The sequence below is a fragment of the Streptacidiphilus rugosus AM-16 genome, assembly GCF_000744655.1.
Lineage (GTDB): Bacteria > Actinomycetota > Actinomycetes > Streptomycetales > Streptomycetaceae > Streptacidiphilus > Streptacidiphilus rugosus.
Genome location: NZ_JQMJ01000004.1, coordinates 5,750,935 through 5,772,518, shown reverse-complemented (window position 1 = coordinate 5,772,518; position 21,584 = coordinate 5,750,935). Strand labels below are relative to the sequence as shown.

The window sequence follows — 21,584 nt, the reverse complement described above, 5'->3', positions numbered from 1 at the left end:
GTCTTAGCGCTCTCTTGATGTCCTGGTTCAGCTCACATCCGTGCCGCGTCGGGCCGCTCAGGCCTTCGCCGCGGCGTCGAGCCGACCGGCCTTCGCCTCCGCCAGCAGGGAGGAGAACTGGTCGGCGCTCATCTCCACCCGCTGCCCGAAGTCGTCGGTCAGCACGACGCGGCGCTCAGCAGGCGCGTCGACGTCGACGAACAGCTGCGGGCAGCCGCAGTCGCAGCTCCCGCAGAACGTCGCGACCGGCTCCAGCCCGTCCAGACCGCTCATGGCCACTCCTCGCTTGGTCGGCTTCGGGCGGCCCTCGGAACACGGCCGCCGGGACTCCTGCTGGAGTACCCGGCGCTCCGTCCGCGAAGCGCCCGCCCCACCGCGACCGGAGGCGCGCGCCGCCCGCCCGTGTGCCTCCGTGCGCCCGTGCGTGATCCCATGCTCTGGGTTTCAGCAGACCGAGATCCCGGCGGTGTGGCGCTCAAGGTCGACTGCGTCTGAGCAGATACCGCGGTCTGGACGGTGCTCGTACGGCTCCGCGAACAGCAGTCCAGCACCATGTCATGGCATCAAGTGATGACAGCTCAAAACATGCTCGATTCAATGGGAACGAGGTTGCACCAGCGCGCACCTCCAGCAGGGCGAGTCCGCTGGGTGTGCGGCATCCAGATGCCCTCTAGCGGCCGCAGCGTCAACTACTCCCCCTGGGTGTGCCCGGAGGGCTTCGTGCCAGAGATAGCGTCCGACGAGGAGGTCACCACGTGCTGCAGCCGTGTGAGCCAGCCCCTCACGTGCCCGAGCCAAGTAGCGCTCGGAGTTGCGTTCCTGCGCGATACTGCCAGCCTGGATAAAGATGTTCTCTGCGGAGTCGAGGTCTCCCAAGGACAGATAAGTGTCGCCCAGCGCATTGAGACTGTCCCCTTCGAGATCGAACCAGTCGGCTTGCCTTGCGGTCTCCAACGCCTCGCGTCCGCACCCGAGCGAGGCCACTAGGTCGCTCGTCCAACGTTTGGTTGCGCAAAGACCGAGCAGAGCGAGCGTCTCGGCCCGCTTGCTGCGGACGGCTCTACTCATGACGAGCGCTTCGCTGAAAGCCGTTTCCGCAGCGCTGCCGTCTCCTCGGAGCAACCAGATCTGCGCGATGTTGGAGAGCGTGAAAGCCTGTGCGGAGCGTGAGTCAGACTCCAGTTCGAGGGCCAGTGTACGCTGCAAGTAACGCAGTGCCTCATCAAGCCGACCGAGCTCGCGACACACCACCCCAAGGTTGTTGGTGAGGCCAGCCTCCGACTCGCGATCTCCGACATCGAGGGACAACTCCATGGCAGCGGTGAAGCACTCCAGAGCATCCTCGAAGCGATTCTCATCCAAGTGGACAATGCCAAGCCCGGTACGCTGGTAAACTTCTCGCTCCCTGTCGCCGTTCTCACTGCTGAGGCTGATGGCCTGCTCCGCCAGCGCTTGAGCCGCGTGACTGTCCCCCCGCGTTCTGCGGCTGTGCGCCAGGGCCATTAGGCACATGGACTCCCCGGCCAAATTCCCGGCGATGCGCGCGCTGCCCAGCCCGAGTGTGGCGAGTTCCTCGGTCTCGACTCCGTAGTCAAAGCGCGCACTGAAGTAGGGGAGTAGCGAACAGATGAGCTGCCACACGTGTTCATGGCTTCCGGTGTCGAGTGCAAGAGTTATGGCAGACCTGATGTTGCGGTACTCGCCCTCCAGGCGGTCCAGCGCTTCTTCGGCACTTGGCATGGCTATCACGAATCGAGGCATGTGGGCGATGCCAACCTCGAACCTGAACCAGCTTCTGATGATCGGGCGGCTCCACGAGTGCACCGACCACAGGTAGTAGTCCAGGAGACGCCTCGTAGCCTCCTCTCTCTCCTCACGGCGGCCGTCTCGCCGCAGGGCAACGAGCGAGCAGTCCCGCAAGAGGTCGTGGAGGCTGTAGCGTCCCGGTGAACGCTGCTCAAGGAGGTGGACGTCGAAGAGTTCATCGAGAATGGTGATGGCCTCGGCCAGGGAAATGTCCGCCAGCGCAGCGATGCAGTACGCGTCGAAGTCGGCACCCGGATGGATGCCGAGCAACCTGAATACGGCCTGTTGCCGCTCTGACAGATGACGGTACGACCAGGTGAGCACGGTCATGACACTCCGGTCGTCTGTCGTGAGGAAGCGTGAGCGGCTCTCCTGATCCTTCAGCTGCCCGACGGCGTCATCGATGGCCCAGTGGACCCGGTCTCGCAGCCGAGAGGCTGCCACCTGGATTGCCAGCGGCAGGCGTCCGCACAAGTTGACGACCTGCGCTGCGGCATCCTGCTCTGCCTCGGTCCGTTCCTGGCCGACGATACAACTGAACAAGGCAATGGCGTCCGCGAAATTCATGACATCGAGGGAGAGCGGGACAGACCCCTCCAACGACGGCATGCGGCGCCTACTTGAGATCAAGACGAGCGAATCGGGTGTACCAGGCAGCAGGGGGCGGACCTGGACGGCGCTTACCGCGTTGTCAAGCAGGAGCAGGGCTCGCCTTCCGGCCAGGTGTGACCTCCACAGGGCACTGCGACTTTCAAGGTCCATCGGAATCAGCTCGGGTGGAGTGCCGACGCTGAGGAGTAGCGATTTCAGAGCCTGAGTCGGCTCCACGGGCTCCGCTCCGGCACTGAAGCCTTGGAGATCGATGAAGAACTGGCCATCCGGATAGTCCTCGGTAAGCATGTGCGCGAGGCGCACGGCGAGCGTCGTCTTTCCCACCCCGCCCATTCCGTTGATTGCCGATACAACCAGGGCACCGGTCCCGACTTGCCGGGCGTCTTCAACAAGTTGTCGAAGCTCGGCCTCACGTCCGGTGAACTCCACGATGTCGCGAGGCAGGAACCTTCGTTCGGCCCCCACCCTCGTGCCCAGGGGAGTCGGAGCCTGTCCCTGATGCTGGCTTGGTGGTCCGTGGACCGTGGTGGGCGCTCCCGCGAGAACGTACGAGTGCGCTTCCTGCAGCACGAGACTGGGGTCCAGCCCCAGCTCTTCGCTCAACAGTCGGCGCCCCTCGTCGAAGAGCGCCAGGGCATCAGCCTGCCGACCCGCGGCTTGGAGCAATCGCATCAACCATGCGCGAAGTGATTCCCGGTAGGGGAATGCTTCGACCAACTCCACGAGATTGGGAATCGACTCAGCTGGGCGTCCCCGGTCCAGTCGAAGTTCGGCCAGACGTTCAACGGCTGAGAGTCGTTGATCCGTCAACACCGTCACGGCATTGGCCAGGGGCCCCGTCGAAAGCCCACCGAGGGGCTCCCCCCTCCATGTATCCAGCGCTTCGCTCAAGAGTTGGATGCCCTTCTCGACGTCCCCCGCGCTCGCGGCCAGGTCCGCCTCTTGCACCCTCGTCTGGAAGCGGGCGAGGTCGACGATGGCCGGCTCAACCTTGAGCGAATAGCCAGCCTCGCTGGTGACCAGTTCGACCGAGCGCTCGCCCGCACGCAGTGCTCGTCTCAACCCGCCAACAACGTTGTGTACTTGCTGGCGAGCCGATGAAGGGGGCTCATCCCACAGTGTGTCGACTATCCGTTCGACTGACACGACCTCATTGTTGTGGAGGATCAGTAGCGCCAAGAGGCGACGAGCACGAGGGCCCCCGAGTGCGATGCTCCTGCCGTCCACGATGAAGTCCAGCGGGCCCAAGAGTCGAACCTCCACCCGCACACCAGTGCCGTCACCGGCCTCAGGGCCCGGGGCCCCCAACTGGTCGCTGTCTGCGGACGATCGTGTACTGGTCACGTGGGAAGCCTACGCTTCGGTGGTGTCATCGAACGGGGTTGCGGGGGTCCGGCTCAGATGCTGAGCCCTTCGACTCGCGCTTCCATGTCGGCGACTGTGCAGTCGGTGGCGTAGCCGATTTGCCGGTTCACCCTGATCATGTACGTATTGTCCGCTGCAGTGTTCGTGACGATCGAATGGATCTCCGGACGCTGACGGGTCACCCACTGCATCATCTCGGCCTTGACGAGCTGACCCAAGCCTTGTCCCCGGAAAGCTGGAGGCACTGCTGTCTCCTGTTGCAGGCCCAACCCAGGCCGGTGCGGGGTGAAGAGCATCTCGGTCAGACCGGCAACCGCCCCGCTGCGCTCGCACACAGCCACAACCACCCAGTGGATGTCACCGCGTTCCTCAATCTCCGCCTCATGCTGACGGACACGGTCAACGGTCCACTCGGGAAACTTGAATTCCGAATCTCCGAGTGGAGCGTCCGCGATTGCTGTTCGGGCCAGGGCGTAGGCGGCGACCAGCTCATGCGGTGCCCGGCCGCTCCAGTGCTGCAGGCGGAAACCGTCGGGAACGCTCACCTGCCAAAGCCGTGGCTCGACAGCGGCGATCTCCAGCCGTTGCAGCACGTAGCTCTGGACCGTCTCGAATCCGAGCTTTGTGGCCCACCGCTCGCCTTCGCCGTCGACCTTCACGCTCTGAACGTTCAGTAGGCCGCGAGACTCCGTACGGGCTTGGGCGATCGCCGTCCGAAGCAGCGCCCGGCCGATGCCGCGGCGCCGTGCAGTCGGCCTGACCCGAACAGTGACGACGGCCACATCGCTGTTCTCGAATGCGGGAAGTTCTAGCGTTGCGACCCCGAGAATCTCACCCTGCTCCCGGGCGACCCAATAGCTCCGTTCGCCAAGCAGTGACGTGCCAGTTCGCATTTGTCCGACATACGCGTCAAAGGTCGGAATGGGCTGCTCGGGAAACTCTTCGGCGACGACGGACACGATGACCTGGTAGCACTCCCTCAGGTCGCCATTGGACGCTTCAAGGGGCGAGAATAGTTCAATTTCAAAACTCATGGGTGCATCTCTCTTTCATGGAACCGTACTGTGTCGGACGCGCGGTCGCCTGCCCATGCGGGCCTGAGTAGCCGGGAAGGCGTATATCGGGTTGGCATGCTCGCCACGACCATGGCTGCGATCATGATCAGACCGAAGCTGAAGAGTCCCATGGCGAGAATAATCGCGGCGTGGAGCAGAATCACGAGGGCAAGAGCCAGTCGACGGATGCCTGCCCGGCCCAGGATCGCGCCCCCGATCGCCAGCTCAATGCCGATGACCGACAAGGACATTGCCGTTTTGGTCCACGCCAAAGTGAAGACCTGTTCGACCAGCTCTCTGGCGTTGCCGGTCAATGCGAACAGGGGGTCGCCGAGAAGAATCGCGGGCATCGCCTTCCCTTGCCGCCAGCTCGCATGGGCGAGTTTTGAGACTGCGGCCTCGAGGTAGATCCCAGCCAACTGGCACCGTAAAAGGAGCACTGCCGCGTATGAACTGCCACTCCACGTGGGCGCCAGCCTCTCGGTGGGGTGGCTCCACTGCCAGGCGCGACGGTCGCCCAGGCAGCACGGAATCAGGAGCAACGTCAGGATCTGGGCGACTGCGTCTCCGCCGTTGAGGACCGTGGTACGGGTGGCCAAACTGAATGCCACGTACCAGTGGGGAATGCACAACCACTGGGGTCGGAAGCCGACCATGACTCCGACGAGCACCAGGATCGCCACAGTCGATGCCAGATGAAGGGCTTGGTTGGTGCTTCCGAATGCACACCACAGGGATGCTCTGCCCAGCCCGGTGCACAGTGTTCCATAGGATCCGTAAGGGCCACTTCCGAAGAGGACCCTGTCGGGCGAGGAGATCAGTACCGTCATTTCGGCGCTGGCGAGCAGCGATCGGCCGATCGCCAAAGAGTGGCTGCGGGGATCGAATACTTCCGTTCGATCCAGAAATCGGCTCACCGAGAACAGGTCAGGCGAACGACGGATACCAAACTTTCCTGGCGCTCCAGTCCGACCCACGGTTTGCCCTTCACCAGAATGTAGACTCCACAGAGGAGTGCCGGGCGGAATGGGTTGCTGAGGGCAACGACTGGCTTCGCTAGCGCGGCGCAGCGTTCCGCCGCAGATTGGACCGAGCGGGCAAGGCAGTTCACCCACCTTGTCATCGGAACCTCTCCAGAGACGAAGACGGCTTGCCGATAGATGGCATCCGGGAGTCGGCTCAGGCCCCAACTGTTCCCGACTGCCGCCGCATTGGCCGGAGCGCCACCCGCGTCACCCGGGCGGAGTGCTGTGACGTCGTCCACATCTCCTTCATCTGCGAAGAACGACCAGCCTTGCGGCCACATGGTGTGTGCGGTCGTTCGGTATGTGCTAGGCAGGGAAGCCCCGGGGCCAACCGGCATTTGAGCCACAAGCGCAGTCACCGCGAATGCAGACACCAACACGAGTGTGAAGGTGAATCCGTGGGCCCCCGCGCCCAGCCCTGCGGGCCGGCCGTCGGGGGCCCTCAACTTAGGGCGCTTCATATCATCTTGTTGTGGCCGGCGTCCGGGATGGGCACCGCCTGTGCCCCAGACGCCCCGGCTGCGATGAGCAGACCCATGAGGACTGCTGCGACGACAGCCCCCCAGACGATCGTCCGTTTCATCTCCTGACTCCTCCCCCTTGGACTTCGGTCACCCTTGTGGCCGACACGGCTCAATATGGCGAAGCCCACTACCAATCGGCTACCAATCAGCTGACGCCAAGCCGGTGAAGAGACAACCCTGCTGGTCAACCGCCTCTTGAGCGGCTACCCATGGATCGCGCTCCTTGCAGCCACCAGGGCTCGGTGCATCGCGGCACGAGAGCAGGCGTTGCGAGAAAAGTCGGTGGGTTGAGTCGTCGAGTCCGGACATACTCGACCACGTGTTCCTGACGATCAGCACCACCGGTGTCCCCGACAGTCCTGCCACGGACCTGGGTTTCCTGCTGCACAAGCACCCGGGCAAGGCGCAGTCCTTCAGTACCGCCCACGGCCTCGCGCACGTCTTCTATCCGGAGGCGAACGACGAGCGCTGCACGGCCGCGCTGCTGCTGGAGGTGGATCCCGTCGCGCTCGTGCGGCGTGGGCGCGGGGGCAAGGGTAGGGGCGGATCGCCCGACTTCGCGCTGGCGCAGTACGTGAACGACCGCCCCTACGCGGCGTCCTCGCTGCTGGCGGTCGCGATGAGCGCGGTCTTCAAGAGCGCGATGAACGGTGTCTGCAACGCCCGGCCGGAGCTGGCCGCGCGGGCGCTGCCGCTGACCTTCGAGCTGCCCGCCGTGCCCGCCAAGGGCGGCGTGGAGCTGGTGCACGCGCTCTTCGAGCCACTGGGCTGGCAGGTCGAGGCGGAGGCCGTCCCGCTGGACCCGAACTTCCCCGAGTGGGGCGAATCCCGCTACGTGGGACTGCGGCTGAGCGGCACGCTGCGGCTGGCGGACGCGCTCAGCCAGCTCTACGTGCTGCTGCCGGTGCTCGACGACGCCAAGCACTACTGGGTCGCCCCCGACGAGGTCGACAAGCTGCTCAACCGGGGCGAGGGCTGGTTGGCCGGGCATCCGGAGCAGCAGCTGATCACCCGCCGCTACCTGTCGCGCCGCTGGTCGCTGGCGCGCGCCGCCACCGAGCGGCTGGAGCTGGCCCGGCTGGCCGAGGCCGACGACAGCGAGCTGGAGGAGATCGACAACGCCGTCCCGGCCGAGAACGGGCCGGAGGAGGAGGCGGAGGCTCCCAAGCCGACGCCGCTCGCCGTGCGACGCCGCGCCGCGATCGTGGAGCGGCTGCACGCCGCCGGGGCCAAGCGCGTGCTCGACCTCGGCTGCGGCGAGGCGGCGCTGGTCGCGGACCTGCTCAAGGACAAGGCCTTCACCGAGATCGTCGGCGTCGAGGTCTCCGCCCGCGCCCTGATGATCGCCGCGCGGCGACTGCGGCTGGACCGGATGCCCGAGCGTCAGGCCCGGCGGCTCAAGCTGCTCCAGGGCGCGCTCACCTACACCGACGCGCGGCTGACCGGCTACGACGCCGCCGTCCTCTCCGAGGTGATCGAGCACGTCGACCCGCCGCGGCTGCCCGCGCTCGAGTACGCCGTGTTCGGCGCCGCCCGTCCCGGCACGGTCGTGGTGACCACCCCGAACGTCGAGTACAACGTGCGCTGGGAGTCGCTGCCGGCCGGGCACGTCCGGCACGCGGACCACCGCTTCGAATGGAACCGCGCCGAGTTCCGCGCCTGGGCCGACCAGGTGGCCACGGCCTACGGCTACACCGTCGAGTTCGGCCCGGTCGGCGACGAGGACCCCGAGGTGGGGCCGCCCACCCAGCTCGCCGCCTTCACCCTGGGCGCCGACGCGTCCGCCAGCACCGACACGAAGGGAGAGTGACCCCCATGACCGACGCCACCGAGGCGACCGCCGTACCCGAGGCGACCACCCGCAGGGTGACCGTGCCCGACCTCTCCCTCGTGGTCCTGGTCGGCACCACCGGCTCGGGCAAGTCGAGCTTCGCCGCCCGGCACTTCCTGCCCACCCAGGTCGTCTCCTCGGACGCCTGCCGCGGCCTGGTCTCCGACGACCCCAACGACCAGTCCGCCACCGGCGACGCCTTCGACGTGCTGCACTACATCGCCGGCAAGCGGCTGGCCGCCGGCCGGCTCACCGTCGTCGACGCGACCAACGTGCAGCAGGAGGCCCGCCGCCAGCTGATCGAGCTGGCGCGCGCCCACGACGTGCTGCCCGTCGCGATCGTGCTGGACGTGCCGCAGCAGCTCTGCGCCGAGCGCAACTCCCGCAAGCCCGACCGGGCCCACTTCCCGCCGCACGTGCTCCAGCGCCAGCAGCGCGAACTGCGGCGCAGCCTGCGGTTCCTGGAGCGTGAGGGCTTCCGCAAGGTGCACGTGCTGCGCTCGGAGGCCGAGATCGACGCCGTCGAGGTGGTGTACGAGAAGCGCTACAACGACCTCAGGCACCTGACCGGCCCCTTCGACCTCGTCGGCGACATCCACGGCTGCCGTTCCGAGCTGGTCACCCTGCTCGGGCGGCTCGGCTACGAGGTCACCCTGGACGCCGAGGGCCGCGCGGTCGACGCCGCGCACCCGGAAGGCCGCACCGCCGTCTTCGTCGGCGACCTGGTCGACCGCGGCCCGGACACTCCCGGCGTGCTGCGCCTGGTGATGGGCATGGTCGCCGCCGGACACGCGCTCTGCGTGCCCGGCAACCACGAGAACAAGCTGGGCCGGGCGCTGGCCGGCCGCAAGGTGACGGTCAGCCACGGGCTGCAGGAGTCGCTGGACCAGCTGGCCGCCGAGCCGCCGGAGTTCGTGCAGCAGGTGCGGGAGTTCATCGCCGGGCTGGTCAGCCACTACCTGCTGGACGACGGCCGGCTGGTGGTCTGCCACGCCGGTCTGCCGGAGAAGTACCACGGCCGTACCAGCGGCCGGGTGCGCTCGCACGCCCTCTACGGCGACACCACCGGCGAGACCGACGAGTACGGGCTGCCGGTCCGCTACCCGTGGGCGGAGGAGTACCGGGGCCGGGCGCTGGTCGTCTACGGTCACACCCCGACGCCGGTCGCCAACTTCCTCAACAACACCATCTGCCTGGACACCGGCTGCGTCTTCGGCGGGAAGATGACCGCGCTGCGCTACCCGGAGCGCGAACTCGTCGAGGTCGAGGCCGAGCAGGTCTGGTACGAGCCGGTGCGCCCGCTCATCACGGACGCGCCCGGCGGCCGCGAGGGCCGTCCGCTCGCGCTGGCCGACGTCGCGGGCAAGCGGATCATCGAGACGCGCCACCACGGCCGGGTCGCCGTCCGCGAGGAGAACGCGGCGGCGGCGCTGGAGGTGATGAGCCGTTTCGCGATCGACCCGCGGCTGCTCGCCTACCTGCCGCCGACCATGTCGCCGGTGGCGACCTCGCAGCGTGAGGGCTGGCTGGAGTACCCGGACCAGGCCTTCGCCGGCTACCGCGAGGACGGCGTGCGCCAGGTCGTGTGCGAGGAGAAGCACATGGGCTCGCGCGCGGTGGTGCTGGTCTGCCGGGACGCCGAGGGCGCGGCGGGGGAGCGGCGCTTCGGCGTGCCCACCGGCGGGCAGATCTGGACCCGCACCGGGCGGGCCTTCCTGGACGACGCCGAGCTGACCGCCGGGGTGCTGGCCGCGGTCCGCGCCGCGGCCGAGAAGGCCGGGCTCTTCGACGAGCTGGAGAGCGACTGGCTGCTGCTCGACGCCGAGCTGATGCCGTGGTCGCTCAAGTCGGCGGGCCTGCTGCGCCGCCAGTACGCGGCGGTCGGGGCGGCCTCGGGCGCGGCGCTGGGCGCGGCACGGGCGGCGCTGGACGCCGCGGCCGCGCTGGGCGCGGACGTGGCAGGGCTGGCGGAGCGCCAGGCGGAGCGCGCGGCGGACGCCGCGGCGTTCACCGAGGCCTACCGGCGCTACTGCTGGACGGTCGAGGGACTCGAAGGGGTCCGGCTGGCGCCCTTCCAGGTGCTGGCCGCGGAGGGTGCGAACCTGGCCGTGCGCCCGCACGACCAGCACCTCGCCTGGATCGACCGGATGGTCGAGGCGGACGGGAGCGGGCTGCTGCAGGGCACCCGGCGCCTGGTCGTCGACACCGAGGACCCGGAGTCCTGCGCGGCGGGCACGGCCTGGTGGGAGGAGCTGACCGCGGGCGGCGGCGAGGGCATGGTGGTCAAGCCGCTGGCGTCGCTGGTGCGCACCGAGAGCGGCCGGCTGGTGCAGCCGGGCGTGAAGGTCCGCGGGCGCGAGTACCTGCGGATCATCTACGGCCCCGACTACACCCGCCCGGAGCACCTCTCCCGGCTGCGGGCGCGGACGCTCGGGCACAAGCGCTCGCTCGCGCTGCGCGAGTACGCGCTCGGCCTGACCGCGCTGGACCGGCTGGCCGAGGGCGAGCCGCTGTGGCGGGTCCACGAGGCGGTGTTCGCAGTTCTGTCGCTGGAGTCCGAGCCGGTCGACCCCCGGCTCTGACCGTTCTGCCTAAGCTGACACCGACTGTCGAACATCTGACTGTTGCACGAGAGAGGCCCGAGGATGCGCTTCCGGATCCACCCGATCCAGCCCGAGGACTGGCCGCAGACGCGGGACATCCGGCTTCGGATGACCAAGGACACCCCGCTCGCCTACCTGGAGACCTACGAGACCGTGCTCGGCCACGGCGAGGACGAGTGGCGCTTCAGGGCGGCGCGCAACTCCCTCTCCGGCAACGCCGGTTACGCGGCGGTGCTGGAGGGGACCGGCGAGTGGGTCGGCTGCATGCACGCCTATGTGCCGCCCGCCGACCCGGGCGCGGCGCCGGACCGGGCCTGGCTGGTCGGCGTCTGGGTGGATCCGGGCCACCGGGGCGCGGCGGCCGGGGTCACCGACGCCCTGCTGGACGCCTGCATCGCCTGGGCCAGGGACACGGCCGGGGCGCCCGAGCTCTTTCTGGAGGTGCACGAGGACAACCCGCGGGCGATCCGCTTCTACGAGCGCCGCGGCTTCGTCCGGACCGGCGGCACCCGGCCCTACCCGCTGGACACCTCGGCGGACGAGCTGGAGATGAAGCTGGCCCTGGCGACCGCCTGACCGCAGGGACTGCATAACCATTCGAAGCCTCGTATATGCTTCCTGGATAGTACTCGCTCACCCGTCGACCCGTCGCTCGGACGCATACGCCAGGAGACCGGCATGGCCTTCAATCTGCGCAACAGGCACTTCCTCAAGGAGCTGGACTTCACCGCCAAGGAGTTCCGCTTCCTGCTCGACCTGTCGGCGCAGCTGAAGGCCGCCAAGTACGCCGGGACGGAGCAGCCGAGGCTGCGCGGCAGGAACATCGCCCTGATCTTCGAGAAGGCGTCGACCAGAACCCGCTGCTCCTTCGAGGTGGCCGCCGCCGACCAGGGTGCGAACGCCGTCTACCTCGACCCGAGCGGTTCGCACCTGGGCGCGAAGGAGTCCGTCAAGGACAGCGCCAGGGTGCTGGGCCGGATGTTCGACGGCATCCAGTACCGCGGGCACGGCCAGGCCGTGGTCGAGGAGCTGGCGGCCCACGCGGGCGTGCCGGTGTGGAACGGCCTGACCGACGAGTGGCACCCGACGCAGATGCTGGCCGACGTGCTCACGATCCAGGAGCACTGCGCCAAGCCGCTGGGTGAGGTCGCGCTCGCCTACCTCGGCGACGCCCGCAACAACATGGGCAACTCGCTGCTGGTGACCGGCGCGCTGCTGGGCATGGACATCCGCATCGTCGCCCCGAAGGAGCTGTGGCCGACCGCGGAGGTCCAGGCCGAGGCCGCCCGCCTCGCCGCCGGCAGCGGCGCGCGGATCACCCTGACCGACGACGTGGCGGCGGGCGTGGCGGGCGCCGACTTCCTCTACACCGACGTCTGGGTCTCGATGGGCGAGCCCAAGGAGGTCTGGACGGAGCGGATCGGGCTGCTCGCCCCTTACCAGGTCTCGATGGACACCATCAGGGCCACGGGCAACCCGGCCGCCAAGTTCCTGCACTGCCTGCCGGCCTTCCACGACCTGGGCACCGAGGTCGGCCGCCAGATGCACGCGGCGACCGGTATGACCGAACTGGAGTGCACCGACGAGCTGTTCGAGTCCGAGCACTCGATCGTCTTCGACCAGGCGGAGAACCGCATGCACACCATCAAGGCGATCATGGTGGCCACGCTCGGCGACTGAGCCCCGCAGAGGTAGGTGTTTGCCCACCTCAGCTGTAGGTTCCGGTCCATGGCGCGTGCCCTGCCCCGGCGAGCAGCATGATCTCCAGGCCGCCGTCGGCGGCCGGGAGACGAGAGGAGGAGCGGACATGTGGCCGTTTCCCACCGGGCTGACGCTGGTGCCCTTCGGCGTGATGGTGGCGCTCACCGCGATCTGCGTCGGGGTGGCCGTCGCGGCGGAGCGGGCGCCGGACCGCACCGCGTGGGCGGTCAGGGCCGGGCGGGGCGGCTGGCCGGCGTTGGCGGTGCTGACCGGCTGGGCCGCGTTCACCGGCGGCACGGTGCTGGAGCTCGACCTGCGGCACACCGCGCCGACCGCCGGCTACTCGATCCTGCTGCCCAGCTTCGGCCCCGGCGGTCTCGCCTCGCTGCTGCTGCCGATCGGCCTGCTGGCCACCGCGCTGCACGCGTCAACGCCGGCGCCGAAGGGATGGCCGCTGCCCGCCGTCGCCGTGGCGACCGGTCTGGCGATGACCTGGTCGCACTGGGTCGGCAATCCGCCCGACCGCACGTCGGCCCACCTCCTGGTGGGGAGCCTGGTCGTCCCGGCCCTCGCCCTTGCGGGGTTCCGTGCCGGGCGCGCGGTCTTCGACCGGCTGCTGCCCACGACCGGCCCGGCGGCGTCCGGGCGCTGGGCCCTGCTGCTGCCCGGCGTGCTGATCACCGCGGTGGGCCTGCTCGGGTTCGCGCTCTGGACGCCCGCCTCGCCGGGCGCGGGGCTCGGCTCGGCGCTGACCGGGTACGCCGCGGGGCTGGTCGTGCTCGCCGCGCTCGGCCTCGGGCTGGCGCGCCGACCGCGGGCGGCCGCCGACCTGGCCGCGCTGGGGCTGCTCGCGATCGGCGCCTACGGCGTGGTCGAGGGCGGCTTCGGCGGCTGGCTGCCGGTGGTGCGCACCGTCGGCTCGCCGAGCGGGCCGCCCCCGCCGACCGTCCCCGACTCGCTCGCCCACCACGCCGGCGTGATCGGCGGGATCCAGGGGGCGCTGCTGCTCGGACTCGGCCTGTGGCTGCTGCCGCTCACGGTGCTGCCTGACGCCCGGCGGCTGTGGGGGCGCGGCCCCGACCCGGCGCTGACCCGGCGGGTGCGTGAACTGACCGAGACCCGGGCCGAGGCGGTCAGCTCGGCCGCCGCCGAACTGCGCAGGATCGAAAGGGACCTGCACGACGGCGCGCAGGGCCGACTGGTCGCCATCGGGATGAACCTGCGCACCGCCGAGGACCTGATCCGCACCAGCCCGGCGGAGGCCGCCGCACTGGTCGTCGAGGCTCGCGAGTCCTCGGCCGCCGCCCTGGAGGAACTGCGCTGCCTGGTCCGCGGGATCTACCCGCCGGTCCTGGCCGACCGCGGCCTCGGCGAGGCGGTCCGGGCGCTCGCGCTGGACCTGCCGCTGCCCTGCGCGACCGAGATCGACCTGCCCGAACGGCTCGACCCTTCGGTGGAGTCGGCCTGCTACTTCGCGGTCGCCGAGCTGGTGACCAACGCCGTGCGGCACGCCTCGGCGAACAGCCTGCGGATCCGGGCGGCCCGGACCGGGACCGTGCTCAGGATCGAGGTCACCGACGACGGCGTCGGCGGCGCCGACCCCGCCCGGGGCAGCGGACTGGCCGGGGTGGAACGGCGGTTGGCGGCCTTCGATGGCATCCTGGCGGTCAGCAGTCCGGCCGGCGGGCCGACGATCGTGGTGCTGGAGGTGCCGTGCGGGTAGTCGTCGCGGAGGACCTCTTCCTGCTGCGGGAAGGGCTGGTCAGGCTCCTCAAGGCGCGTGGGTTCGAGATCGCGGCGGCCGTTGACGGTGCGCCGGCCCTGCTCGACGCGCTGCTGGAGCACCGCCCCGACCTCGCAGTCGTGGACATCCGGCTGCCGCCCACCCACACCGACGACGGACTGCGCGCGGCGCTGGCGGCCCGCGCGCGGATCCCCGGCCTGCCGATCCTGCTGCTCTCGCAGTACGTCGAGCAGATCTACGCCCAGGAACTGCTGGCCGACCAGGCCGGCGGCGTCGGCTACCTGCTTAAGGACCGGGTCTTCAGCGACGACCAGTTCGTCGACGTGATCCGCACCGTCGCCTCCGGCGGCACGGTCATGGACCCCCAGGTGGTCAGCAGGCTGCTGGACGGCCGGGCCCGCCGCGAACCCCTCTCCCGGCTCTCCGAGCGCGAGCGCCAGGTGCTGGAGCTCATGGCGGAGGGACGGTCCAACAGCGCGATCGCGAGCCGGCTCTTCGTCAGCGAGAAGGCCGTCTCCAAGCACAGCACCAGCATCTTCACCAAGCTGGACCTGGTCCCTTCCGACGACGACAACCGTCGGGTGCTGGCCGTGCTGGCCTACCTGATGTCCGTGTCCCCGCGCCCGTCGTCCTGACCCGGTCGCCCTGCCGTCCTCACGCGGTCGCCTGCCGGGCGCGTTCGCCGAAGGTGCGCAGCTGGTCGAGGAGGGCGGGCGGCGACTGCACCGTGAAGGGCAGGTCCAGCATCAGCAGGCGGACCGCCGTCCAGTCCAGGCGGTCCGCCTCGACCCGCCAGCGGGACCGGCCCTCGGGCAACTCCTCGACCTCGCCCGGGGCCTGACCCAGCTTCGCGCGCACGGTGTCCGTGTCCGCGTCGAAGTCGACGACCACCGGGGCCGTCGGCCACAGGTTCCGCAGCTTGTCGCTGACGAAGGCCGCCGCGTCCGCGGCGGGGAGCTCGCGCGGGGCCGCCCGGCCGCCGGTGGCCTCGGGGGAGAGCAGGCGGTCGACGCGGAACATCCGCCAGTCGTCCCGGTCCAGGTCCCAGGCCACCAGGTACCAGCGGCGACCGGTCGCCACCAGCCGCTGCGGCTCGATGTGACGCCGCGTCCTGGCGCCGTCCGCCGCGCGGTAGGAGAAGCGGACCCGCTCGTGGTTGGCGATCGCTCCCGCGAGCACCGTCAGGACGGACGGCTCCACGCGTGGGCCGCCGCCGGTCATCGTCACCACCGCCGAGCCCAGCGCGCCCACCCGGTAGCGCAGCCGCGACGGCAGCACCTGCTCCAGTTTGGTGAGGGCGCGCAGCGAGGCGTCCTCGATGCCGTCGACCGCGCTGCCCGCCGCCGCGCGCAGGCCCACCGCGATGGCGACGGCCTCCTCGTCGTCCAGCAGCAGCGGCGGCAGCGCCTTGCCCGCGACCAGGCGGTACCCGCCGACCGCGCCCATCGTCGCCTCGACGGGGTAGCCGAGCTCCCGCAGCCGGTCCACGTCGCGGCGGATGGTGCGGGTGCTCACCTCCAGCCGTCCGGCCAGCTCCGTGCCCGACCACTCCCTGGGCGTCTGCAGCAGGGAGAGCAGATTCAACAGTCGTGCCGAGGTGTCCATCATGTTTTCCAGATTGCGTCGCGACTAGGACAAGACCTGTCCTATATCCCTCATAGCTTAGGTCCTGCAAGCGAAAAGCAGCAGCGACGGCAGGGAGACAAGACGATGAGCACGACAGACCGCAGGCGGTGGCTCGCCCTCGCCGTCGTGATGACAGCCAGCTTCATGGACCTGGTCGACGCCACGATTGTGAACATCGCGATCCCCAGCATCCAGCGGGACACCGGCGCGGGGTTCAGCGCGATCCAGTGGATCACCGCCGGTTACGCGCTCGCCTTCGCGGTCGGTCTGATCACCGGTGGACGGCTCGGCGACATCTACGGCCGCAAGCGCGTCTTCCTGATCGGCACCGCCGGCTTCACCGCGGCCTCCCTGCTCTGCGGCCTCGCCGCCAACCCGGAGATGCTCGTCGCGACGCGCATGCTGCAGGGCGCCGCGGCGGCGCTGATGGTCCCGCAGGTGCTGTCGATCATCCATGCGACCTTCAGCGGCGAGGAGCGCGGCAAGGTCTTCGGGATGTTCGGGGCGATCATCGGCCTGGCCGCGGTCACCGGCCCGCTGCTGGGCGCGCTGCTGACCCAGTGGAACCTGTTCGGTCTGGAATGGCGGCCGATCTTCCTGATCAACCTGCCGGTCGGTATCGCCGGTCTGCTGCTGGGCCGCCGCTTCATCGACGAGTCGAAGGCCCCGCAGGCGCTGAAGCTGGACCTGGTCGGTGTCGCGCTGGCCACCGCCGGCCTGCTGATGCTGCTCTACCCGCTGGTCCAGGGCCGCGAGCTGGGCTGGCCGGTCTGGGGCTACCTGCTGATGGCCGGCGGTCTCGCGGTGCTCGGCGGCTTCGTCCGCTACGAGCGGTTCAAGAGCGCCAAGGACGGTTCGCCGCTGGTCGAGCTGACCCTCTTCCGGGCCAAGAGCTTCGCGGCCGGCGTCGGCGTCCAGCTGGTCTTCGGTGCGGCCTGCGGCATCTTCTTCCTGGTGTGGACGCTGTACATGCAGATCGGCCTCGGCTGGACCCCGCTGCACGCCGGGCTGACCGGCCTCCCCTTCTCCGTCGCCTGCTCGGCCGCGGCCGGGATGTCGGTCCAGCTGCTGGTGCCCCGCTTCGGCCGCAAGGTGCTCCAGGGCGGCGCGCTGATCACCGCCGCGGGCGCACTGATCTACGTCTGGGAGTCCGCGCGCTACGGCCAGGGGATCCACTCCTGGCAGATGGCGCTGCCGCTGGTGGTGATGGGCGTCGGGATGGGCATGATCTTCGCCCCGCTGACGGACGCGATCCTCTCCGAGGTGCCCAAGGAGCACGCGGGCTCGGCCTCGGGCCTGATCAACACCACCAACCAGCTCGGCAACGCCTTCGGCCTGGCGCTGGTCTCGGTCGCCTTCACCGGCAGCACGGTGGTGCACGCCTTCGGCCACGCGATGCTCTGGATGGTGGGCGCGCTGGCGGTCGTGGTGCTGCTGATGGCCGCGCTGCCGAAGCGCGGCGCGCACGCCCCCGAGGCGGACGCGGCCGCGTCCGGGACTCCGGCGGACGAGCCGGTGCTGGTGGCCTGAGCACGGTCGAGGCCCCGGTCCGAGCAGGCCGACCCCGCGGGGGTCGGCCTGCTCGCGTGTCTTCAGGAGGTCGTCCATTCTCCTCTAACCGGTCAGGCTCGTGAGGCCGGGTAGAGAAAAATGGATGCCCTCCCCTTCCCCCGTCCGCGCGTGTGCGTTTCGCACGTGGACGCGGCGTGTACTAGGGTGGTATCTCGACATCAAGATATCTGCCGCTACACTCGACCTGATCGCGTGAGCCGCACAACGCCGCGCATCTGACAACACAGGGAGAAGTCGTGTCCGCGAACAGCTTCGACGCCCGCAGCTCGCTGCAGGTGGGCGACGAATCGTACGAGATCTTCAAGCTGGACAAGGTCGAGGGCTCCGCACGCCTTCCCTACAGCCTGAAGATCCTGCTGGAGAACCTGCTCCGCACCGAGGACGGCGCCAACATCACCGCCGACCACATCCGGGCGCTGGGCGGCTGGGACCCGAACGCGGAGCCGAGCGAGGAGATCCAGTTCACGCCGGCCCGCGTGATCATGCAGGACTTCACCGGCGTTCCCTGCGTCGTCGACCTGGCGACCATGCGTGAGGCCGTGAAGGAGCTCGGCGGCGACCCCTCCCGGATCAACCCGCTCGCCCCGGCCGAGATGGTCATCGACCACTCGGTCATCGCCGACAAGTTCGGCACCAAGGACGCGTTCACCCAGAACGTCGAGATCGAGTACGGCCGCAACAAGGAGCGCTACCAGTTCCTGCGCTGGGGCCAGACCGCCTTCGACGAGTTCAAGGTCGTCCCGCCGGGCACCGGCATCGTGCACCAGGTCAACATCGAGTACCTGGCCCGCACCGTCATGGTCCGCAACGGCCAGGCCTACCCCGACACCTGCGTCGGCACCGACTCGCACACCACCATGGTCAACGGCCTGGGCGTGCTGGGCTGGGGCGTCGGCGGCATCGAGGCCGAGGCGGCCATGCTGGGCCAGCCCGTCTCCATGCTGATCCCGCGCGTGGTCGGCTTCAAGCTCACCGGCGCGCTGCCGGAGGGCGCCACCGCCACCGACCTGGTGCTCACCATCACCGAGATGCTGCGCAAGCACGGCGTCGTCGGCAAGTTCGTCGAGTTCTACGGTGACGGCGTCGGCTCCGTGCCGCTGGCCAACCGCGCCACCCTCGGCAACATGTCGCCGGAGTTCGGCTCGACCTGCGCGATCTTCCCGATCGACGGCGAGACCATCAACTACCTGCGCCTGACCGGCCGCGACGAGCAGCAGCTCGCCCTGGTCGAGGCGTACGCCAAGGAGCAGGGTCTCTGGCACGACCCGGCGGTCGAGCCGGTCTTCTCCGAGTACCTGGAGCTGGACCTGGCCACGGTCGTCCCCTCGATCGCCGGCCCGAAGCGCCCGCAGGACCGCGTGATCCTGGCCGAGGCCGCCTCGAAGTTCCGCACCGCCGTGCGCGACTACATCTCCACCTCCGACGAGGCGGGCGAGGAGTCCTTCCCGGCCTCCGACGCCCCGGCCGCCGCCAACGGCATCCACAAGCCGACCCCGGTGACCGCCCCCGACGGCTCGGTCTACGAGATCGACAACGGCGCCGTCGTGATCGCCTCGATCACCTCCTGCACCAACACCTCCAACCCCTCGGTCATGCTGGGTGCCGCCCTGCTGGCCAAGAAGGCCGTGGAGAAGGGCCTGCACGTCAAGCCGTGGGTCAAGACCACGCTGGCGCCCGGCTCCAAGGTCGTCATGGACTACTACGAGAAGGCCGGCCTGCTCCCTTACATGGAGAAGCTGGGCTTCAACCTGGTCGGCTACGGCTGCGTGACCTGCATCGGCAACTCGGGCCCGCTGCCCGAGGAGGTCTCCAAGGCGGTCAACGACCACGACCTGGCCGTGGTCTCGGTGCTGTCCGGCAACCGCAACTTCGAGGGCCGGATCAACCCCGACGTCAAGATGAACTACCTGGCCTCCCCGCCGCTGGTGGTCGCCTACGCCCTCGCGGGCAACATGAACGTCGACATCACCCGTGACGCGCTGGGCGTGGACACCGAGGGCAACCCGGTCTACCTGCACGACATCTGGCCGACCGAGCAGGAGGTGGCCGACACCATCGCCACCTCGATCGACCAGGACATGTTCACCAAGGACTACGCGGACGTCTTCGCGGGCGACCACCGCTGGCAGTCCCTGCAGGTGCCGACCGGCGACACCTTCGAGTGGGACGCCGAGTCCACCTACGTGCGCAAGCCCCCGTACTTCGAGGGCATGGCCAAGGACCCGAGCCCCGTCTCGAACATCTCCGGTGCGCGCGTCCTGGCCAAGCTGGGCGACTCGGTCACCACCGACCACATCTCCCCGGCCGGCAACATCAAGGACGGCACCCCGGCGGCCGAGTACCTCAAGGCCCACGGCGTCGAGAAGCGTGACTTCAACTCCTACGGCTCGCGCCGTGGCAACCACGAGGTCATGATCCGCGGCACCTTCGCCAACATCCGCCTGCGCAACCAGATCGCGCCGGGCACCGAGGGCGGCTACACCCGCGACTTCACCCAGGCCGACGCGCCGGTGTCGTTCATCTACGACGCCTCGCAGAACTACCAGGCCGCCGGCACCCCGCTGGTCGTCCTGGCCGGCAAGGAGTACGGCTCCGGCTCGTCCCGCGACTGGGCGGCCAAGGGCACCGCGCTGCTCGGCGTCAAGGCCGTCATCGCCGAGTCCTACGAGCGCATCCACCGCTCGAACCTGATCGGCATGGGCGTGCTCCCGCTGCAGTTCCCCGAGGGCCACTCGGCGGACACGCTGGGCCTCACCGGCGAGGAGACCTTCTCCTTCGAGGGCGTCACAGAGCTGAACGAGGGCCGCACCCCGAAGACGGTCAAGGTCACCACGGACACCGGTGTCTCCTTCGACGCCAAGGTCCGGATCGACACCCCCGGCGAGGCGGACTACTACCGCAACGGCGGCATCCTGCAGTACGTGCTGCGCTCGCTGATCAAGTAATCACGCGCACGACGCACACCGAGAGCGGCCTCGCTCCCCTTCGGGGGATGCGGGGCCGCTTTCGTGTGCTCCTCCTCGCCCCGAAGGGGTTGACGGAGGTAACCCCATGGGTAACCCTAGGAGGGGTTAGGGATCGATACCGTCCTTGCGGAGGCACGCATGCCGAAGATCAACGTCTATCTGCCGGACGACCTCGCCGCCGCGGTGAAGGCCGCCGAGATCCCCGTGTCCGCCGTGTGCCAGAAGGCCCTGGCCGATGCCGTGCGGGTGGTGACGGCCGCCAGGAAGGGCGTCGCCGCGCTCCGGGACCCCGGCTTCGACCCGGGGACGAGGCCGGAGTTCACCGGGCGCCTGGGTGAGCGGATGACGGAGCGGCTGCGGGGCGCGGTCCGGCTCGGGCGGCAGGCCGCGGGGGAGGGGCCCCTCGGCACGGCGCAGCTGCTGGTCGGCCTGCTCGACGAGGGCGAGAACCTCGCGACGCGGCTGCTGCCGGTGCTCGGCGTGGACGCCGAGGCTCTGCGCGAGGCGGCGCTGGACTCCTCCGTCGCGGAGCCGCTGCCCGACGTCCCCGGCGAGGACGGGGGTTTCTGGTCCGGGATGACGATGTCGGCCCGGAGCGCGATCGGCGCGTCGCTGGAGGCGTCGATCGAGCTCGGGCACAACTACATCGGGTGCGAGCACCTTCTGCTCGGCCTGCTGGCCGACCGGGAGGGCGCGGCGGGCCAGGTACTGCTCGCCGCCGGCCTCGACGCGGCGGCGGTCCGCCGCGCGGTCGGCTCAGCCCTGGCCGGCTTTACCCAGGCCCGCCAGTCCGCGCCGGCCACCGGCGCGGCGGCGCTCCAGCAGGTCCTCGACCGCCTGGAGGCGATCGAGGACCGCCTCGGCGCCGCCGGTCTCTGACCGGCGGGGGGCCGACTCGGATTCTGTCCTTCCGCAAGGGCATTCGGGAAGGTCTGTGGTCGAACCGTTACCGGCGGACCGGCCGATCGGCGATCAAATCGGATGACGCGCAGGTCGGGGCCGGGCTACCGTCGGAGTCATGGACGTCAACGGCCGAACCACCAGCGCAGCCGCGCGAGCGACGAGCTCGCCGGTTGCCGCCGTCTGACGTACTGTCACCCTCCCATCGGCGACCGGAAACGGTCCGCCGGTGGTGTCCGGGCGCTTGCCGCCCG

At 69.5% G+C, this 21,584-nt stretch carries 15 protein-coding genes; 9 read left to right on the top strand and 6 right to left on the bottom strand.

The window, feature by feature from the left end; all coding sequences use genetic code 11:
- Positions 1-57 precede the first annotated feature (57 nt).
- The 5 genes from BS83_RS35300 to BS83_RS49040 all read right to left on the bottom strand — a co-directional run bounded on the left by BS83_RS35300 (position 58) and on the right by BS83_RS49040 (position 6,201).
- Positions 58-273: a hypothetical protein gene (locus BS83_RS35300; RefSeq protein WP_037607411.1), complete on the bottom strand. Its 216-nt coding sequence runs from the start codon at positions 271-273 to the stop codon at positions 58-60.
- Positions 274-594: 321 nt separating this feature from the next.
- Positions 595-3,645: an AfsR/SARP family transcriptional regulator gene (locus tag BS83_RS42545; RefSeq protein ID WP_269664897.1), complete on the bottom strand. Its 3,051-nt coding sequence runs from the start codon at positions 3,643-3,645 to the stop codon at positions 595-597.
- Positions 3,646-3,815: 170 nt separating this feature from the next.
- Positions 3,816-4,817 carry a GNAT family N-acetyltransferase gene (locus BS83_RS35290; protein ID WP_037607410.1) on the bottom strand — a complete coding sequence of 334 codons (1,002 nt, stop codon included), beginning with the start codon at positions 4,815-4,817 and terminating at the stop codon, positions 3,816-3,818.
- Positions 4,814-5,755: an HTTM domain-containing protein gene (locus BS83_RS35285; RefSeq protein ID WP_157597456.1), complete on the bottom strand. Its 942-nt coding sequence runs from the start codon at positions 5,753-5,755 to the stop codon at positions 4,814-4,816. The genes BS83_RS35290 and BS83_RS35285 overlap by 4 nt, the downstream gene beginning before the upstream one ends.
- Positions 5,752-6,201: a hypothetical protein gene (locus tag BS83_RS49040; protein WP_408641107.1), complete on the bottom strand. Its 450-nt coding sequence runs from the start codon at positions 6,199-6,201 to the stop codon at positions 5,752-5,754. The genes BS83_RS35285 and BS83_RS49040 overlap by 4 nt, the downstream gene beginning before the upstream one ends.
- A 505-nt stretch (positions 6,202-6,706) precedes the next feature.
- Here BS83_RS49040 and BS83_RS35280 point away from each other — a divergent pair.
- The 6 genes from BS83_RS35280 (at position 6,707) to BS83_RS35255 (ending at position 14,901) form a co-directional block, all read left to right on the top strand.
- Positions 6,707-8,197 carry a 3' terminal RNA ribose 2'-O-methyltransferase Hen1 gene (locus tag BS83_RS35280; protein WP_037607408.1) on the top strand — a complete coding sequence of 497 codons (1,491 nt, stop codon included), beginning with the start codon at positions 6,707-6,709 and terminating at the stop codon, positions 8,195-8,197.
- Positions 8,198-8,202: 5 nt separating this feature from the next.
- The gene (locus BS83_RS35275; protein ID WP_051944585.1) at positions 8,203-10,800 is read left to right on the top strand and encodes a polynucleotide kinase-phosphatase; all 2,598 of its coding nucleotides are present in this window, start codon (positions 8,203-8,205) and stop codon (positions 10,798-10,800) included.
- Between the two features lie 63 nt (positions 10,801-10,863).
- Positions 10,864-11,397 carry a GNAT family N-acetyltransferase gene (locus BS83_RS35270; protein ID WP_037607407.1) on the top strand — a complete coding sequence of 178 codons (534 nt, stop codon included), beginning with the start codon at positions 10,864-10,866 and terminating at the stop codon, positions 11,395-11,397.
- 102 nt (positions 11,398-11,499) lie between these two features.
- Positions 11,500-12,501, top strand: coding sequence for an ornithine carbamoyltransferase (argF, locus tag BS83_RS35265; protein WP_037607406.1), 1,002 nt, complete (start codon positions 11,500-11,502; stop codon positions 12,499-12,501).
- A gap of 127 nt (positions 12,502-12,628) precedes the next feature.
- Positions 12,629-14,245 carry a sensor histidine kinase gene (locus BS83_RS44535; protein WP_051944583.1) on the top strand — a complete coding sequence of 539 codons (1,617 nt, stop codon included), beginning with the start codon at positions 12,629-12,631 and terminating at the stop codon, positions 14,243-14,245.
- Positions 14,236-14,901, top strand: a complete 666-nt coding sequence (locus tag BS83_RS35255) for a LuxR C-terminal-related transcriptional regulator (RefSeq protein ID WP_037607405.1) — start codon at positions 14,236-14,238, stop codon at positions 14,899-14,901. The genes BS83_RS44535 and BS83_RS35255 overlap by 10 nt, the downstream gene beginning before the upstream one ends.
- 19 nt (positions 14,902-14,920) lie before the next feature.
- On the opposite strand, the gene BS83_RS35250 is transcribed toward BS83_RS35255, so the two are convergent.
- A complete protein-coding gene (locus BS83_RS35250; protein ID WP_037607404.1) occupies positions 14,921-15,874 on the bottom strand; it encodes a helix-turn-helix transcriptional regulator in 954 nt (317 codons plus the stop codon).
- Between the two features lie 102 nt (positions 15,875-15,976).
- On the opposite strand from BS83_RS35250, the gene BS83_RS35245 reads away from it, so the two are divergent.
- The 3 genes from BS83_RS35245 (at position 15,977) to BS83_RS35235 (ending at position 21,309) form a co-directional block, all read left to right on the top strand.
- Complete coding sequence (locus BS83_RS35245) at positions 15,977-17,422, top strand: MFS transporter (RefSeq protein WP_037607403.1); 1,446 nt, start codon at positions 15,977-15,979, stop codon at positions 17,420-17,422.
- Positions 17,423-17,700: 278 nt separating this feature from the next.
- Positions 17,701-20,409 carry an aconitate hydratase AcnA gene (acnA, locus tag BS83_RS35240; protein WP_037607402.1) on the top strand — a complete coding sequence of 903 codons (2,709 nt, stop codon included), beginning with the start codon at positions 17,701-17,703 and terminating at the stop codon, positions 20,407-20,409.
- Between the two features lie 159 nt (positions 20,410-20,568).
- On the top strand, positions 20,569-21,309 hold the full coding sequence (locus BS83_RS35235) for a Clp protease N-terminal domain-containing protein (protein WP_037607401.1): 741 nt from the start codon (positions 20,569-20,571) through the stop codon (positions 21,307-21,309).
- Positions 21,310-21,584 lie beyond the last annotated feature (275 nt).

Excerpts from the sequence above, each read along its gene's own strand:
- BS83_RS49040 (WP_408641107.1), bottom strand. The coding sequence starts at position 6,201 with ATGCCGGTTGGCCCCGGGGCTTCCCTGCCTAGCACATACCGAACGACC.
- BS83_RS35235 (WP_037607401.1), top strand. The coding sequence starts at position 20,569 with ATGCCGAAGATCAACGTCTATCTGCCGGACGACCTCGCCGCCGCGGTG.
- argF (WP_037607406.1), top strand. The coding sequence starts at position 11,500 with ATGGCCTTCAATCTGCGCAACAGGCACTTCCTCAAGGAGCTGGACTTC.
- BS83_RS35250 (WP_037607404.1), bottom strand. The coding sequence starts at position 15,874 with ATGATGGACACCTCGGCACGACTGTTGAATCTGCTCTCCCTGCTGCAG.
- BS83_RS44535 (WP_051944583.1), top strand. The coding sequence starts at position 12,629 with ATGTGGCCGTTTCCCACCGGGCTGACGCTGGTGCCCTTCGGCGTGATG.
- BS83_RS35245 (WP_037607403.1), top strand. The coding sequence starts at position 15,977 with ATGAGCACGACAGACCGCAGGCGGTGGCTCGCCCTCGCCGTCGTGATG.
- BS83_RS35290 (WP_037607410.1), bottom strand. The coding sequence starts at position 4,817 with ATGAGTTTTGAAATTGAACTATTCTCGCCCCTTGAAGCGTCCAATGGC.
- BS83_RS35300 (WP_037607411.1), bottom strand. The coding sequence starts at position 273 with ATGAGCGGTCTGGACGGGCTGGAGCCGGTCGCGACGTTCTGCGGGAGC.
- BS83_RS35275 (WP_051944585.1), top strand. The coding sequence starts at position 8,203 with ATGACCGACGCCACCGAGGCGACCGCCGTACCCGAGGCGACCACCCGC.
- BS83_RS35270 (WP_037607407.1), top strand. The coding sequence starts at position 10,864 with ATGCGCTTCCGGATCCACCCGATCCAGCCCGAGGACTGGCCGCAGACG.